Annotated in this window: 14 protein-coding genes; 5 read left to right on the forward strand and 9 right to left on the reverse strand. The window is 70.8% G+C overall.

The genetic code is table 11. The annotated features are described in order from the left end of the window. Positions 1–193 precede the first annotated feature (193 nt). The 3 genes from AB0H88_RS32450 to AB0H88_RS32460 all read right to left on the reverse strand — a co-directional run bounded on the left by AB0H88_RS32450 (position 194) and on the right by AB0H88_RS32460 (position 3300). Entirely contained in the window at positions 194–607 is a 414-nt protein-coding gene (locus tag AB0H88_RS32450; protein WP_357651179.1) for a GNAT family N-acetyltransferase, read from the reverse strand. 20 nt (positions 608–627) lie between these two features. Beyond that, positions 628–1158 (reverse strand): YbhB/YbcL family Raf kinase inhibitor-like protein, encoded by a 531-nt coding sequence (locus AB0H88_RS32455; protein ID WP_357651181.1) that lies wholly within the window; start codon positions 1156–1158, stop codon positions 628–630. A gap of 129 nt (positions 1159–1287) precedes the next feature. Continuing rightward, the gene (locus AB0H88_RS32460; RefSeq protein WP_357651183.1) at positions 1288–3300 is read right to left on the reverse strand and encodes an AAA family ATPase; all 2013 of its coding nucleotides are present in this window, start codon (positions 3298–3300) and stop codon (positions 1288–1290) included. Positions 3301–3454: 154 nt separating this feature from the next. On the opposite strand from AB0H88_RS32460, the gene AB0H88_RS32465 reads away from it, so the two are divergent. Then, positions 3455–3748, forward strand: a complete 294-nt coding sequence (locus AB0H88_RS32465; protein ID WP_357651185.1) for a hypothetical protein — start codon at positions 3455–3457, stop codon at positions 3746–3748. Between the two features lie 218 nt (positions 3749–3966). Here AB0H88_RS32465 and AB0H88_RS32470 read toward each other — a convergent pair whose 3' ends face one another. Together AB0H88_RS32470 and AB0H88_RS32475 are read right to left on the reverse strand one after the other, a co-directional pair. Further along, a complete protein-coding gene (locus AB0H88_RS32470) occupies positions 3967–5619 on the reverse strand; it encodes a DNA repair helicase XPB (protein WP_357651187.1) in 1653 nt (550 codons plus the stop codon). A 62-nt stretch (positions 5620–5681) separates the two neighbouring features. Continuing rightward, positions 5682–6050, reverse strand: coding sequence for a hypothetical protein (locus AB0H88_RS32475; protein ID WP_357651188.1), 369 nt, complete (start codon positions 6048–6050; stop codon positions 5682–5684). Between the two features lie 126 nt (positions 6051–6176). On the opposite strand from AB0H88_RS32475, the gene AB0H88_RS32480 reads away from it, so the two are divergent. Together AB0H88_RS32480 and AB0H88_RS32485 are read left to right on the forward strand one after the other, a co-directional pair. Continuing rightward, entirely contained in the window at positions 6177–6677 is a 501-nt protein-coding gene (locus AB0H88_RS32480; protein WP_357651190.1) for a SigE family RNA polymerase sigma factor, read from the forward strand. Between the two features lies 1 nt (position 6678). Then, positions 6679–7635, forward strand: coding sequence for a hypothetical protein (locus tag AB0H88_RS32485; protein ID WP_357651192.1), 957 nt, complete (start codon positions 6679–6681; stop codon positions 7633–7635). 3 nt (positions 7636–7638) lie between these two features. On the opposite strand, the gene AB0H88_RS32490 is transcribed toward AB0H88_RS32485, so the two are convergent. Beyond that, positions 7639–9117: an AMP-binding protein gene (locus AB0H88_RS32490; RefSeq protein WP_357651194.1), complete on the reverse strand. Its 1479-nt coding sequence runs from the start codon at positions 9115–9117 to the stop codon at positions 7639–7641. Positions 9118–9148: 31 nt separating this feature from the next. Beyond that, positions 9149–11545, reverse strand: coding sequence for a helicase-associated domain-containing protein (locus AB0H88_RS32495; protein WP_357651196.1), 2397 nt, complete (start codon positions 11543–11545; stop codon positions 9149–9151). 44 nt (positions 11546–11589) lie between these two features. Between AB0H88_RS32495 and AB0H88_RS32500 the strand changes: the two genes are divergently transcribed. Beyond that, entirely contained in the window at positions 11590–12504 is a 915-nt protein-coding gene (locus AB0H88_RS32500) for a hypothetical protein (protein ID WP_357651198.1), read from the forward strand. Here the strand turns inward: AB0H88_RS32500 and AB0H88_RS32505 are convergent. Together AB0H88_RS32505 and AB0H88_RS32510 are read right to left on the reverse strand one after the other, a co-directional pair. After that, positions 12497–13114 carry a helix-turn-helix domain-containing protein gene (locus tag AB0H88_RS32505; protein ID WP_357651200.1) on the reverse strand — a complete coding sequence of 206 codons (618 nt, stop codon included), beginning with the start codon at positions 13112–13114 and terminating at the stop codon, positions 12497–12499. The two genes, AB0H88_RS32500 and AB0H88_RS32505, sit on opposite strands and share 8 nt — an antisense overlap. Before the next feature lie 34 nt (positions 13115–13148). After that, complete coding sequence (locus AB0H88_RS32510) at positions 13149–13595, reverse strand: hypothetical protein (RefSeq protein ID WP_357651202.1); 447 nt, start codon at positions 13593–13595, stop codon at positions 13149–13151. 100 nt (positions 13596–13695) lie between these two features. On the opposite strand from AB0H88_RS32510, the gene AB0H88_RS32515 reads away from it, so the two are divergent. Further along, positions 13696–14316, forward strand: coding sequence for an HAD family hydrolase (locus AB0H88_RS32515; protein WP_357651204.1), 621 nt, complete (start codon positions 13696–13698; stop codon positions 14314–14316). Positions 14317–14365 lie beyond the last annotated feature (49 nt).

The following is a 14365-nucleotide window of genomic DNA, read 5'->3' on the forward strand; positions in this document are numbered from 1 at the left end:
TCCTCACCACCGAGGCGGTCATCGCCGAGAAGCCCGAGAAGAACCCTGCCGCTCCCGCTGGCATGCCCGGCGGCGGAGACATGGACTTCTAGGTCTCTCACCAGAGACTTCCAGGTCTCTTCTCACCAGACCGGCTCGGACGCACGTTGTCCGGGCCGGTCTGTTTTTCTGGGGTGAAGAGCCGTACGTATGATCATTTAAGGGGCTTGACCCAGCGCGACCACGTGGGCTGGAGCGCGTAGCCGGCGGCGGCCCACACCCCATGGGCGGAGAGGTTGTCGTCCAGCACCATGGCATCGGCGCGGAAGGCGCCGAAGGCGGCGAAGCGGGACTCGGCCGCGGCCAGGAGCGTCGTGGCGATGCCCTTGCGGCGGTGGGCCGGGTGGACGGCGAGGCGATAGAGGTGCGCCCGCCAGCCGTCCCAGCCCGCGATGAGCGTGCCCACCAGCTCCCCGTCGAGCTCGGCGATGAGCAGGGCCTCCGGGTCGCGCTCGATCAGCGCCACCACCTTGTCGGGCGAGTCGCGCCGGTCGGTGCCCTCGGCGGCCAGCAGCCAGAAGTCGAGCACGGCGGGCACGTCGTCAAGCCCGCCGTGCCGTATCTTCACCCCTGCGACGGCTCCCCCCATCAGACGCCGAAGTGGGCGACGATGTGGCCGCGCGCGAGCGTGTTGGCGGTGATGTTGAAGCCGACCACCGCCGGGCTGGCGTCACTGTCGACGCCCAGCTCGGCCACGCCCAGCGCGTGCACCGTGAAGACGTAGCGGTGCGGGTCGCCGGGCGGGGGAGCGGCGCCGCCGTAGTCCTTGCTGTTGTAGTCGTTGCGCGCGTGCGTGGCCCCCGCGGGCAGGCCCTTGAACTCGGGGGCGGTGCCGGCGCCCGTGGGCAGCTCGGTGACGGCGGCCGGCAGGTCGAAGAGCACCCAGTGCCAGAACCCGCTGCCCGTGGGCGCGTCGGGGTCGTAGCAGGTCACGGCGTAGCTCTGCGTCTCGGCCGGGGCGCCGGACCACTGGAGGTGGGGCGACAGGTTCTGTCCGGTCATGCCCCAGCCGTTGAAGACGTGGAGGTCCCCCAGCCTCTCCCCGTCCGCGATGTCGTCGCTCTGGACCGTGAGTGCGGGGACCGAGGGCAGGTGTTCGTGTGGCAGCGGTGCGGGCACGGCGTCCTCCTTGGTAGAGATCCTCCACTACTCCAGCCATCCTAGGAGTGCGTCCAGGAGTGCGTCCGTCTTGGGAGGCGACGTGCCCGCTCGCGGGTCAGCCAGCGGTCACTGCGGCCGGTCGCGCGGTCATACGGCCGGTTGGGCGGACAACTGGGCCGGCAGTGCCTTTCCGTGCAGGACGGTGAGCGAGGTGACCGCACGGGTGAGCACCACGTACAGCCTGGCCAGGCCGCGGGGCTCGGCCGCCACGATGTCGGCCGGCTCGACGACGATCACGTGGTCGTACTCCAGGCCCTTGGCCAGCGTCGCCGGGACGATCAGCAGCCGGTGCTCTTCGGTCGTGTCGGAGTCGAGCACGGCGTGGGCCAGCCCGTCGAGCTGCCGCGACACCTCCGCCACCAGTGCGTCGGGCACGATCACGCCGATCGAGCCCTCCCGGGCCATGGCCTCGAGCGCGGCGTCGGCTACCGCGCCGCCTGGTCGGACCGTCAGCGAGCCCACGCCGGGACGCAACGACCGCGGCGGAGCCAGCGCCGGGGCGATCGACGGCAGCAGGCGGGCGGCGTAGTCGAGCACCTCGCGCGGCACGCGGAAGCCCAGCGTCAGTTCGGTGACTTCGCCCTCGTCCTGGCCCAGGTGCTTGAGCACGGTCTCCCACGAGCTGGTGGACCACGGGGTGGTGCCCTGGGCGAGGTCGCCGAGGACGGTGGCCGAGCCGTTGCGGCAGCGCCGGCCGAGCGCGCGCAGCTGCATCTCCGACAGGTCCTGCGCCTCGTCGACGACCAGGTGGCCGAGCGAGGGCGTGCGTTCGATCAGGTCGCCGAGCTCGTCGAGCAGCGCGGCGTCGGCCGCCGACCACTTCGCGGACTTCCAGCCTCGGTACGGTTTCTGCCATAGCAACATTTGCTGCTCGTCAGGCGACAAATCGTCTTTGGCGGCTTTTGTCAGGAATTCGGAGTCCGAGAGGAGCTTGAAGAGGACCTGCTGCGGCACCAGTTTGGGCCAGACCGCGTCGACGAGCTGCTTGACCGGCTTGGACCTGGCCACGGCGTCCTGCACCCGGTCGTCGGGCGACTCTCCGCGCTGCTCCATGCGTACCAGCACCATGTGCGCGAGCCGCTGCGCCAGCGCCGCCCGGCCGGGCCCGTAGCGGGTGGTGCCGCGCAGTGAGGCGACGATCTCGCGTACCTCGTAGTCGGCCACCCGGAAGCGGTAGGCACCCTTGCTGTAGACGACGCCCTCTTCAGGCTTCACGATGTGCAGCCACAGCGCCCGCTCCAGCACGGCGGCCATGCGGGCGTCGCCCTTCAGCGCCGACACCATCGGATCCTCCGGCGTGGCGTGCTCGCCGAGCAGGCCCGCCACCGTGGTCTGGTCGACCTTGACCTCGCCGAGCGCGGGGAGCACGGAGGAGATGTAGGACAGGAAGGCGCGGTTGGGGCCGACGATCATGACACCCGACCTGGCCAGCCGCTCGCGGTGGGTGAAGAGCAGGTAGGCGGCCCGGTGCAGGCCGACGGCGGTCTTACCGGTGCCCGGCGCGCCCTGTACGCAGACGGTCTGGGTGAGCGTGGCGCGGACGATCTCGTCCTGGTCCGGCTGGATCGTGGCGACGATGTCCCGCATCGGGCCGGTGCGCGGGCGCTCGATCTCGTCGGTCAGGATCTTCGACGACCCGATGTCGCCGCCCTCGCCGAGCGGCTCGTCCTCGAACGCGGTCAGCGCGCCGCCGTGATAGCCGAACCGGCGCCGCCGCGCGATGCTCATCGGATCGGCGGGGCTGGCCTGATAGAAGGCCCGGGACACCGGCGCGCGCCAGTCGATCACCAGCGGGCGGCTGTTGCCGTCGTGCACGTGGCGGCGGCCGACGTAGATCGTGGGGGGCAGGTCGTCGTCCGCCGAGCGGTCGAGGCGGCCGAAGAACAGCGGGGTGTCGGGGTGGTCGGCCAGCGCCGCCACCCGCTTGTCGAGCAGCGACTGCAGGATCTGCTGAGACACCCAGTCGCCGGCCGCGTCGGCCGACAGCGACTGGGCGTGCAGTCGCATGGCCTGGAGCGCGGCTCTCGACTCGGCCAGATGGGACTGCTCGGCCGCGAGTACGTCGGCGGGTATGTCGGGGGCCAGCTGGTGTGCGGGCATGCGAAAGTGCCTCCCTGGTCGAAGTAACGGAGGTGGTCAAGGCAGCGAATCGACCAGTTTAGTGGTGCGTCTGGCAGGCTTCCAAAGTATTTAGCCGGGGTAGAGAGGGACCGTGGCACGCGTACGGTTTGGTTTCTCCCCGATCATCCCGACAGTGGCGAGTTTCCTGCTGGCGGCGTTGTGGGCATTGTCGGTGTTCGCGGGGTGGGGGCTGGAGGCGTTCTGCGCGGGGGACGAGTCCGCGGTGGGCTGCTCGCAGCGGCTCGACTCGGTCTCGGCGATGTCGGCGCTGTTCGCCGTGGCCGCCGCCTGCTGTACGGCCGGTGCCTGGCTGGTCCCCTCCGCCAGGAGCGATCCACGCGTGTTCAGCCGGTTCATGGGCGTGGGTGTAGCCGCCTGGATCGCCGCCGAAGGAGTGCTCTTCCTGGGCGGCCTGCTAGCCAGATAACGACAACCTGCCAATAGCCGAGAATTCGGGCATTTCAGGTGCATTTGCCGGATCATGGGGGTATGTCGCTGGCTGATTGAGGCGCGCAGCGGCGTAGCACGCTGGTGAGGGGGGTGGTTCGATTGTCGACAACCCGCGGAGTCTCGTGGACGTGACGACGTCGAAGCCTGGCCGCTCGGAGGGTGAGCGGCCGGGCCTCGCTCTGTATGACCTTGGTGCTAGACGCCGCCGTGCACGTCGTCGGCGTCGATGATCTGGTACGCGTAACCCTGCTCGGCCAGGAACCGCTGGCGGTGCGCCGCGAACTCCTGGTCGACCGTGTCCCTGCTGACCACCGTGTAGAAGCGGGCGCCGCCGCCGTCGGCCTTGGGCCGCAGCACCCGGCCGAGCCGCTGCGCCTCCTCCTGACGCGACCCGAACGTGCCGGACACCTGGATGGCCACGGCCGCCTCGGGCAGGTCGATGGAGAAGTTCGCCACCTTGGACACGACCAGGACCTGGATCTCCTTGTCGCGGAAGGCCTGGTAGAGCCGCTCGCGCTCCTTGATCCTGGTCTCGCCCTTGATCACCGGAGCGTTCAGGTGCTCGCCCAGCTCGTCCAGCTGGTCGATGTACTGGCCGATGACCAGCACCTGCTCGCCCAGGTGCCGGCGGACCAGCGCCTCGGTCACGTGGGTCTTGGACGGCGTGGTGGCGCAGAAGCGGTAGCGCTCCTCCGACTCGGCCATCGCGTACGCCAGCCGCTCCTCGTCCGTCAGCGTGACCCGGACCTCCACGCAGTCGGCGGGGGCGATCCAGCCCTGGTTCTCCATCTCCTTCCAGGGCGCGTCGTAACGCTTGGGGCCGATCAGCGAGAACACGTCGCCCTCGCGGCCGTCCTCGCGCACCAGCGTCGCGGTCAGCCCGACGCGCCTGCGGGCCTGCAGGTCGGCGGTCATCCGGAAGATCGGCGCGGGCAGCAGGTGCACCTCGTCGTAGACGACCAGACCCCAGTCGCGCGCGTCGAACAGCTCCAGGTGGCTGTAGACACCCTTCCGCCGGGTCGTCATCACCTGGTAGGTGGCGATGGTGACCGGGCGGATCTCCTTCTTGCTGCCGGAGTATTCGCCGATCTCGTCCTCGGTCAGCGTGGTGCGCTTGAGCAGCTCCTGCTTCCACTGGTGCGCGCTCACCGTGTTGGTGACCAGGATCAGCGTGGTGGCCTGGGCGTGTGCCATCGCGGCCGCGCCGACGATGGTCTTGCCCGCCCCGCAGGGCAGCACGACCACGCCGGAGCCGCCGTGCCAGAAGGCGTCGGCCGCGTCCTGCTGGTAGGGCCGCAGGCTCCAGCCGTCCTGGAGCAGCTCGATCTTGTGGTGCTCGCCGTCGACGTAGCCCGCGAGGTCCTCGGCGGGCCAGCCCAGCTTGAGCAGCGCCTGCTTGACGTTGCCGCGGTCACTCGGGTGCACGGCCACGGAGTCGCCGCTGAGCCGTTCGCCCAGCATGGGCTGGATCTTCTTGGACCGCAGCACCTCTTCGAGCACGGCCCGGTCGGTGGAGGTCAGGATCAGCCCGTTGGCCGGGTCCTTCTCCAGCTTGAGCCGGCCGTATCTGGCCATGGTCTCGGCGATGTCCACGAGCAGCGCGTGGGGCACCGGATAGCGGCTGAAACCGATCAGCGCGTCGATGACCTGCTCGGCGTCGTGCCCGGCCGCGCGCGCGTTCCACAGCGCCAGCGGGGTGACGCGGTAGGTGTGCACGTGTTCGGGGGCGCGCTCGAGCTCGGCGAACGGCGCGATGGCCTTGCGGCACTCGCCTGCCTTCTCATGATCGACCTCGAGGAGCAGCGTCTTGTCCGACTGGACGATGAGCGGGCCGTCGTTCACGGACATCCCTTCTACGGTTGACGCCTATCCAACACATCAGACGGCAAGAACAGTCCCCGAACAGGTAATCAGTCGTCGAGGTAGCCGTTGAGGCCGAGGAAGAGGAAGGTGCCGAACGTCAGCGCGAAGCCTACGCCGAGCAGTGTCCAGCTCCATACGAGCAGGTTCTTGGCGCCGGCCGGCTGGGTGCTCGACCGGCCGAGCGCCATGCCCGCGAGAATGGCGCCGGGGATCGCCAGGATGTTGCAACAGCTGACGATCGAGAGCAGATTGAGCACCAGCGCGACGATGGCGGTGGCCCTCGGCCCCTCGGACGGCCGAGGTGGCGGGGGATAGCCGTAGCCATAGCCGTAACCGTGCTGTGGCGGCGGCTGCTGGCCGTAGGGTGCGCCGTAGGGCTGGTACGGATATTCGCCCGATGGACCTTCTTGGCTCATGCCACCTCCTGACAGGTCAACATTTATCACGGAATGGCCACGCGCCCTGCCGGGTCTGCTGTCTCGCCATAGATCTGGACCCTCTCACACGTCTTTAGAGATCGAGACCCAGAGCAGGGAGGCGAGTTGCACCCGGACGACCTACGAGTCTTCACGGCGTTCGTCACGACGCGATCGGACAGCCTCATTCGCCTGGCGTACGTGCTCACCGGCGACCAGCACGCCGCGGAGGATCTACTCCAGAGCGCGCTGGCCAGAACCGCGGACCGATGGCGGAGCATCAGGGGCGATCCGGAGGCGTACGTTCGCCGGGTCATGTACCACGAGCAGGTCGGGCGGTGGCGTAGCCCGCGCTGGGGGCGCGAGCGGGTGGTCGAGACGCTGCCCGAGCGGATCGCGGGCGACGGCACCGCGCGGGTCGACGACCGGCTCACGCTCGAACAGGCCCTGCGCCGGCTGCCCGCGAAGAAGCGGGCCGTGCTGGTCCTGCGTTACTTCGAGGATCTGCCGGAGTCCGACGTCGCCAGGATCATGGGGTGCTCGATCGGCACCGTACGCAGCCAGACCCACCAGGCCGTGAAGCGGCTGCGCGAGCTGGTGGGCGAGACCGTCCGTCTGGAGGCCTGAGATGACAGTCGATGAACGCGCGGTCACGGAGGCCCTGAGCAGGCTGGCCGACCGGGCACGGCCCGTGGATCCCGAGCTGCTTCTGTCACGTGCCCTACGGAGGCGGGCACGGTTGCGGGGGCCGAGATGGGGGCTGGCCCTGGCGGCGGCGGCCTGTGTGGTGGCCATCGGGGTGGTGGCGCTACGGGCGCATGAGCAGCTGGCGGTCTCCCCCGCGAGCCCGCCGACGGCGAGCACGGAGCCCACCGCGAACCCAGAACCCACCGCGAGCACAGAACCCACGGCGCGTGCGACGAGGTCCGCGACGGACCCGCCCGCCACCGCGTACGTCCGGGACATCCCCGGCCTGCCACGCAACACGATCGCGCAGTTCGCGACCGTGGAGGACTGCATGCCCAAGGGCAGCCCGGTGTACAACATGGACGGTGACCGGCGGCTGCCCCAGTACGGGACCGTCAAGGACTACCGCTGGCTCGTGGAGGCCAAGGACAAACTGGGGGTGACGCGGCTGGTCGGCAGCCGCAAGGGGTTCGTGCTGTGCACGCCGGCCATCCGGCTGGTCAGCTACCCGACGGACCCGATCTTCTCCTACTGGGGCGTCGATCCGCCCGGCAAGCTGGCCCTGCGCGGGGCACTCAGCGTCGACACCTACAGCATCCAGATGCAGTCGGAGATCAACCCGGGCCGGGACGGCGACCCGTCCTTCCTGGTGGTGGCCGGTCGGGTCGCTCCCCAGGCGACCCGGGTGGAGGTCGAATGGGCGGACGGGCGGAAGATGACGGCCAACGTACGGAACGGCTTCTACATCGGCCGATCGCGGGTGTACGCCGACAAGCGGCATTTCATCCGCCCGGCCGTGCTGAGCAAGGTGACCGCCTATGACTCCGGTGGGCAGGCGCTGGGCGAGCTCAAGAACATCAAGTCGGGGTCCATGGGCGCCATCGACGAGAACGACTAGCAACTAGCCGAGCCTCGACCGCAGCGCCTTGCGGTCGAGCTTGAGCACGCTCGTGACCGGGATCGAGTCGACGAACAGCACCTCCCGGGGATACTTCACCCGGCCGACCCGGTCACGAGCCCAGGTCATCAGCTCCTCGGCGGTGGCCGTGCCGCCCGGCCTGAGCTGGACGAAGGCCACGACCTCCTCGCCCACGCGCGGGTCCGGGCGGCCCACGACGCCGGACATCACCACGTCGGGGTGCTCGTTGAGCGCGTCCTCGACGTCGCGCGGGAAGACGTTGAACCCGCCGCGGATGATGAGGTCCTTCTTCCGGTCGACGATGTACAGGTAGCCGTCGTCGTCCACGCAGCCGATGTCGCCGGTACGCAGCTCACCTTCGACCAGCGCGGTGCCGGTGGGGTCCGCGGGGTGCTCGCCCCAGTAGCCGAGCATCAGCGAGTCGCCGCTGACGCAGATCTCCCCGACGTCCCCCGGCTCGGCCTGGTCGCCGGAGGAGTCGCGGATCGTGATCGTGTAGCCGGGCAGCGGCAGGCCGACGCTGCCGATCCGGCGCCGCCCCGGCGGGTTGAACGTGGTCACGGCGCTGGTCTCGGTCATCCCGTAGCCTTCGAGGACCTGCACGCCGGGCATCCGGCGCTCGAACTCCGTCAGCGTCTCCCGGCCGAGCGGCGCCGCGCCGCAGGTGAGGAAGGCCAGGTCGGGCAGGGGATGAGACTCCAGCGGCTCGGCCAGGAGCATCTGCAGCATGGCGGGCACCACCGCTCCGTACTGGGCGCGCCGCGCGGCGGCCAGCTCAAGGAAGGCCTTCGGGTCGAACCAGCGCATCAGCACCGCCTGCTGCGGCTCTGTGGCGTGCATCCCGGCGACCGTGATGATCAGCCCGTACGAGTGGGAGAGGGGCACCGGCACTATTGCGCGATTTTTCCCCTCTTGGTGGGACATGTCGTAGGCGTCCTTGGCCACCTGCCAGAGGCCGCGATGGCTCAGCATGACGCCCTTGGCCATGCCGGTGGTGCCTCCGGTGTACATGAGAGCCGCCAGATCGGTGGCGTCCCGCTCGACGGGCCCCCGCTCGGCCGCCCGCTCCAGCTCCCCCGTGTCCACAAATATCGGGATCTGGGGGTCGGTGGCCTGGACCGTCTCCACCAGCTCGGGCGAGGTGACGAGGGCGGTGGCGCCGCTGTCGTCCAGGATGTGCCGCAGCTCCGCCGGTCCCACCAGGAACACCACGGGCGTCACCACCGCTCCGGCCGCCCAGATCGCCTCGTAGATCAGGCCGACCTCGGGTGAGTTCGCCATCATCACCACCACCCGGTCGCCGGGGCGTACCCCCGCCTCGACCAGCCCGCCGCAGACCTTGCGGGCCCGCTCGGCCAGCGCGTGGCTCCGGTGCCAGACCCCTTCGTAGTAGACCGCGTCGAAGTCGTCGAACCTGTTCCAAGACTCCTCGGCCAACCGGCCCAACGTCAGCTCGCTCACGGTCCCAACCTCGCCTGATCAACACTTGACGTCAAGACAGGTCGGCGACCCCGGTGATGCGATGGAGCGCGAAGCGGTGGACGGCGGCCCTGGTCTCGTCGTACGCCGTGAGGTAGCCGCCCTCCATCCGGGCCGGCTCCAGGATGCGCGAGGTGGCGTTGCCCTGGGAGTCGAGGTAGCCGATCCACACGCGTACGCCCTGCCTGATGGCCTCCTGCAGCGCGGAGATCGTGGCGGTCGCCGGGCCGCGCGGGATCTGCCCGCTGGGGGCGTCGGCAGGCTCGCGCCGGGTCAGGTGGGCGGCGTCGCCCGCCCGCAGCGCGCGTACGGCGGCGGCCGTGACCTCGGCGTCGAGACCGTTGGGCGAGGGTACGGACCGGGCCGGCGGCAGGCCCTCGGTGCGCTTCCTGTCGAGCTCGGAGATGATCACGTCGCCGTCGAGCGACTCGGCCACCGGGGCGTACCCCATCGCACGCAGCGCGTCGACCAGCGCGGCCCGTGAGGAGCGGGAGGCGATGACCGTGGGAGCCAGCCTGCGCAGGCGCAGCGCGGCCGAGCGCCGGTCGGCGGTGATCTGGTCGAGCAGAGCCGGGTCGTCGCAGCGGATGTAGGCGCTGGCGGTGCCGACCCTGATGCGCCCGTGCCGGCGGGCCACGTCGGCGATCAGGTAGGACAGCGCCTGCGGGACCGGCGTCGCCGAGTGGCGCTCCAGCATGGCCAGCAGCTCCTCGGCCCCCTGACCCGCGTCGAGCGCGCGGCGGACCGAGCCCTCGCCGAACCGGTAGACGGTCGCGCCCCCCTTGGACTCGACGTCGGCGGCCAGCGTCATCCAGCGGTTCAGCTCGCTGGTGAGCGGTCCGGGCGCGACGGCGGTCAGGTCGGCCTGGAGCAGCACATGATCGACCGGCTCGGGCAGCAGCGGGGCCAGCACCGAGGCGGTGTCCTCGCCGGACAGCAGCGCCCGGCCGTGTCCCGACAGCACGCCGAGCCCGGTGACGCCGACCTGCTCGGCCTCCCGCAGCGCGAACTCCGTCAGCTGCTCGCGCAGCGGCCCGCGGCGGCGCGGCTGCTCCCACGCCAGCCGGTCGAACACGGACGCGCGCGTCGGCGCCAGGCCGGGCGCCGACGCGAGCACGCCCAGCGCCGCCGACCGCACACCCGGCGCGGAGGAGCGGCGTAGCTCGGTGTGCAGCGCGTTGAGCGGCCGATCCCGGTCGTCGCGCTCGCCGACCAGGCCGGGGACGCGGTCGGTGTGCAGCCAGGTGATCGCCAGCGCGGCCCACCGGTCGGCGGTCGGCCGGACCCGCCACAGGTCGTAGCCGGTGGTCGGCAGCCACTCGCCGTCGACGTTGCCGCCCGCCGCGATCAGCCCGGCCGCGTGCGCGACCTCCACGATCAGCGCGGCGGCCCACTCCGGCACGTCCAGCTCGGTCGCGGTGCGCTTCAGATCCCGTACGCCCAGCCCGCCGGTACGCAGCACGCCCGGTGGTTCGGCGCTCCACCGCTCGCACAGGTCCTCGACCGTCCGCACGAACGTGAACGCCTGCCCCGCCGCCGTCCGGTCGGCCAGCTTCTGGTCCCGCGCGGCGCCTTCCAGCGCGGGAGGTACGGCGTACAGGTCCCGGTGTACCAGGCCGTTACGCAGATGGAGGCCGACCTCCCGAGGCAGGGCCACGCTCTCCTCACCCGTCGCCGCCAGCAGCCCGCGGGCGAGCAGCTGGTCGATGGGCGAGCGGGCGGAGGCGACCCGCACCTCACGTCTGGCGTTGGGCACCCGGCCCGTCGGCGGCCCCCAGGTGAGCTGGTCGAGCGCCGCCCTGGCCTCGGGCGAGACCTCCTCGATCAGTTTGCCGGGCCGGGCCAGGGCGGCGGCCAGGCGTTCCTTGCCCGAGCCCGTGGTGCCCGGCGCGATGTCGTCGGCCATCTCCGCCAGCTGCTCGGGCGCGTGGTGCCGGAACGCCTCCACCGCAGGGGGGCCGAGCCCCGCCGGATCGTCGAGCACCTTCCGCACGCCGGGGGCCAGGGCGAGGGCGGAGTCGGGGCCGTAGACGAGGGCCAGGTCGCGCAGGTGCTCGATCGCCGCCGACAGCGCGGGCTCCGGCTTGCCCGCCGCGAGCGCCCCGCCGACGAGCGCGCGCAGGGCCGCCTTCGTGACGGACTTCGGTGGTACGTCCGGCGCCTCGGCCCGCGCTCCGGTGGCCGGTGTCTCGACGACGGCCGGCGTTTCGACGACCGTCAGCGTTTCGAGCACGGCGAGTGTGAAGCGGTCGAGCCGGTCGAGCGCGCGGCCGATCGCCGAGGGGCTGCCCGCGCGTACGGCGAGGCCCTCCAGATGTGCGGGCACCGGAGTGATCAACTCGGGGCGCGCGGAGACGAGCGCCCGCAGCTGTTCGTCGGTGCGCCCCCTGATCCACTCCGTGAACTCCATCGTTGCCATGGTATGTCCACCCCGATTGGGGCAGCATGGCTCACGTGATTGAGCGAGCGGACCAGCTCATACTCAACTACGTCAGCGCAGCCGCCGACGCGGCTCATGGCGTGCTCAGATCCGACCAGCGGCTCGACTTCGCCAAGCGGTTACGGGCCAGGATCGAGGTCGAACGGCAGGGCAGCCAGAACCCACGCCAGGTGGTCAAGGTGCTCGCCCGGTTCGGCGACCCGGTGGCGCTGGTCGAACGCGAGGCCCGCAGGCTGGCCGAGGCGGAGCCGGGCGGCGCGCCCGGTGCCCCGTCCGGAACCCGGCCGGGAACGGCGCCCACGGCCGCGCCCGGGGCCGCACGGGGAACCGTGACGCCGGGTGCCGTGGCCAAGGCGGAACGGGTCGCGGGGGCTGGTGGGGCGACGCCGTTCTTCCCCAAGATCGTCGACGACGTGGCGCCGTCCGCGGGAGTCCAGCTGGGCCGGCGCCTCGCGGAGGACCGGCTGGCCCCCCGGCCCCTGCGCGGTCTGCCGTTCGCGCGGCTGCGGCAGGCGGCCATGTCCGGGGCGAACCCGATGGCCACCCGCGGACGGGACGCCACCACCATCGTCAAGGAATACCCGCGCGAGATCGCGGCGATGGTGATCCTGGTGGTGGCCGCGCTGCTGGTCCCGTTCGACCTGCCGGCCGTCGCGATCTTCCGGGTGCCGGTGCTGGTGTGGGCGTTGGGGGCGCTGCTGGTGGCGTTCTCGGAGGGCTGGGCGCTGCGCGATCGGCTGATCGGGATCGGCGCGCCCCTGGCCGGCTACACGATCGGTGGCGCGCTCGTCGGTGGCCTGCGGGTGGGCGCGGAGCCGGGGGTGCAGGCGTTCGTGGTGCAGTTCTTCGACGTCAGCGGTGTGACGTTCATGATCGGCACGGCTCTGGGCGTGGTCTGGCTGGCTTACCGGCTGGTGGAGATCAACTGACCGGGGCGGGGCTCGGCAGGAGGCCCATGGCCAGGCGTACCCAGGCGGTGACGAACTGGTCCTTCTCCGCGTGTCCCGGCACCTCGCCGACCGTCTCCTGGAACAGCCGGTAGTGCACCACGGAGCCGCCGAGCACCGCCGCGATGCCGTTCCAGTCGACCTTGGCGTCCTCGTATTCGGGCTGGGCGCGGAACCAGGTCGTGATGGCGTCGAACATGGGCTGCAGCAGTCCTTCGCGCACCACCGCCACCAGCTCGGGGAACTGGCTCAGGTCCCGGAAGAACACCCGGGTCAGCTCCGACTCCTCGCGTACCTTGGCCAGCCCGGCGCGGCACAGGTGCGACAGCCGCATCTCCAGGTCGGCCGAGGTCTCCATGTCGCCCAGCTGGGCCAGGCTCTCGGCCACCTGCGTGCGGGTACGGGCGGCATGCTCGTTGATCGCCGCGGCGAGCACCTCGTACTTCGACTTGAAGTGCCGGTAGAGCCCTCCGGCGCCCGGGGAGAGCCCTGAGGCGGCCTCGATCTCGGCCACCGAGGTGGCGGAGTAGCCCCGCTCCGCGAAGAGCCGCAGGGCTTCGTCGATGATCCGCTCACGCGTCGATCTGGTCATTCTGTCCTGATACCTCCGTGATGGAGCGTAGCCGTCACGGCGCGGCGCGCCGGATCAACCCCGCGACGACCGAGCCGACGATCAGCCACACCAGCGCCGCGAGCCCGTAGTTGACCAGCGTCGTCCACCGTACGTCGGCGAGCTGGAACAGGTTGGCCAGGCCCACCGACAGCGGCGAGGCGAGCGATTCGACGAACTGGTACCAGATGTTGGCCGGGTTGGCCCGGAACACCGTGAAGATCGCGTACAGCACCAGGATCAGCGCGGCCAGCCTGGACGCCAGCCGGACGGCGGCGGCCAGGAACACCACCACGCCCCGCCACACCCTGACCGGCCCGGTCACCTGCCGGGGCAGCGCCGGCCGGTGCGGCCGGGGCTGACTGAGGGAGAGGTTCCGGGCGGGCGGTTCGGGCGGGCTGGGCCGGTTGGCGGCGGCGACCAGCCGATCTCCCGCTTCCGGCGGTTTGGGGGGCTCGGTCACGGCCACTCCTCCCGATAAGTAATTCCTTTCTTCCCACTCTCACGGTCCCACAACAAGGGCTGTTACCCGTAATGCGGACGCGTTTGGCATCCTTCACCTTGTGCGGACATCGGTGGGTTTCGACCTGGACATGACATTGGCGGACACACGGTCGGGCATCGCGGCCGTCTACGACGAGCTTTCGGCGCGCCTCGGCGTGGTCATCGACAGCAAGGCGATCATCACGAGGCTCGGCCCGCCACTCGAACAGGAGTTGGCGAACTGGCTGCCGCTGGAGGCGATCCCGGAAGCCGTGATCCTGTTCAGGGAGATCTATCCGGAGTTGGGCGTCCCCGTGCACACGGCCATGGCCGGAGCGGTGGAGGCCGTCGAGGCCGTACGCGCGCAGGGGGGCAGGATCATCGTCGTGACCGGCAAGAACCCGCGCGACGCGGCCAGCACCGTGAAGGCGCTCGGGCTCGCCGTGGACGAGGTGGTCGGGTCGGTCTTCGGGGCGGCCAAGGGTACGGCCCTTACGCGCTTCGGCGCCGGAGCCTATGTTGGTGACCATGTGGCGGACATCGAGGCCGCGCGGGCCGGGGGAGCCGTCAGCGTGGGAGTCGCGACCGGCCCTTACACGCTGGGCGAACTACGTGATCACGGAGCCGATGTGGCGCTTGGCGACCTGACGGAATTCGCCGACTGGTTCGCTGGATGGCGTTCGAGTGGGCAACTCCGGTAAATGCCGGAATTTTCCTGGTCGCCCCGGAGCCTCGCGGGGCATAACCTAC

It is taken from the genome of Nonomuraea sp. NPDC050680 (assembly GCF_040654555.1).
Classification (GTDB): domain Bacteria; phylum Actinomycetota; class Actinomycetes; order Streptosporangiales; family Streptosporangiaceae; genus Nonomuraea.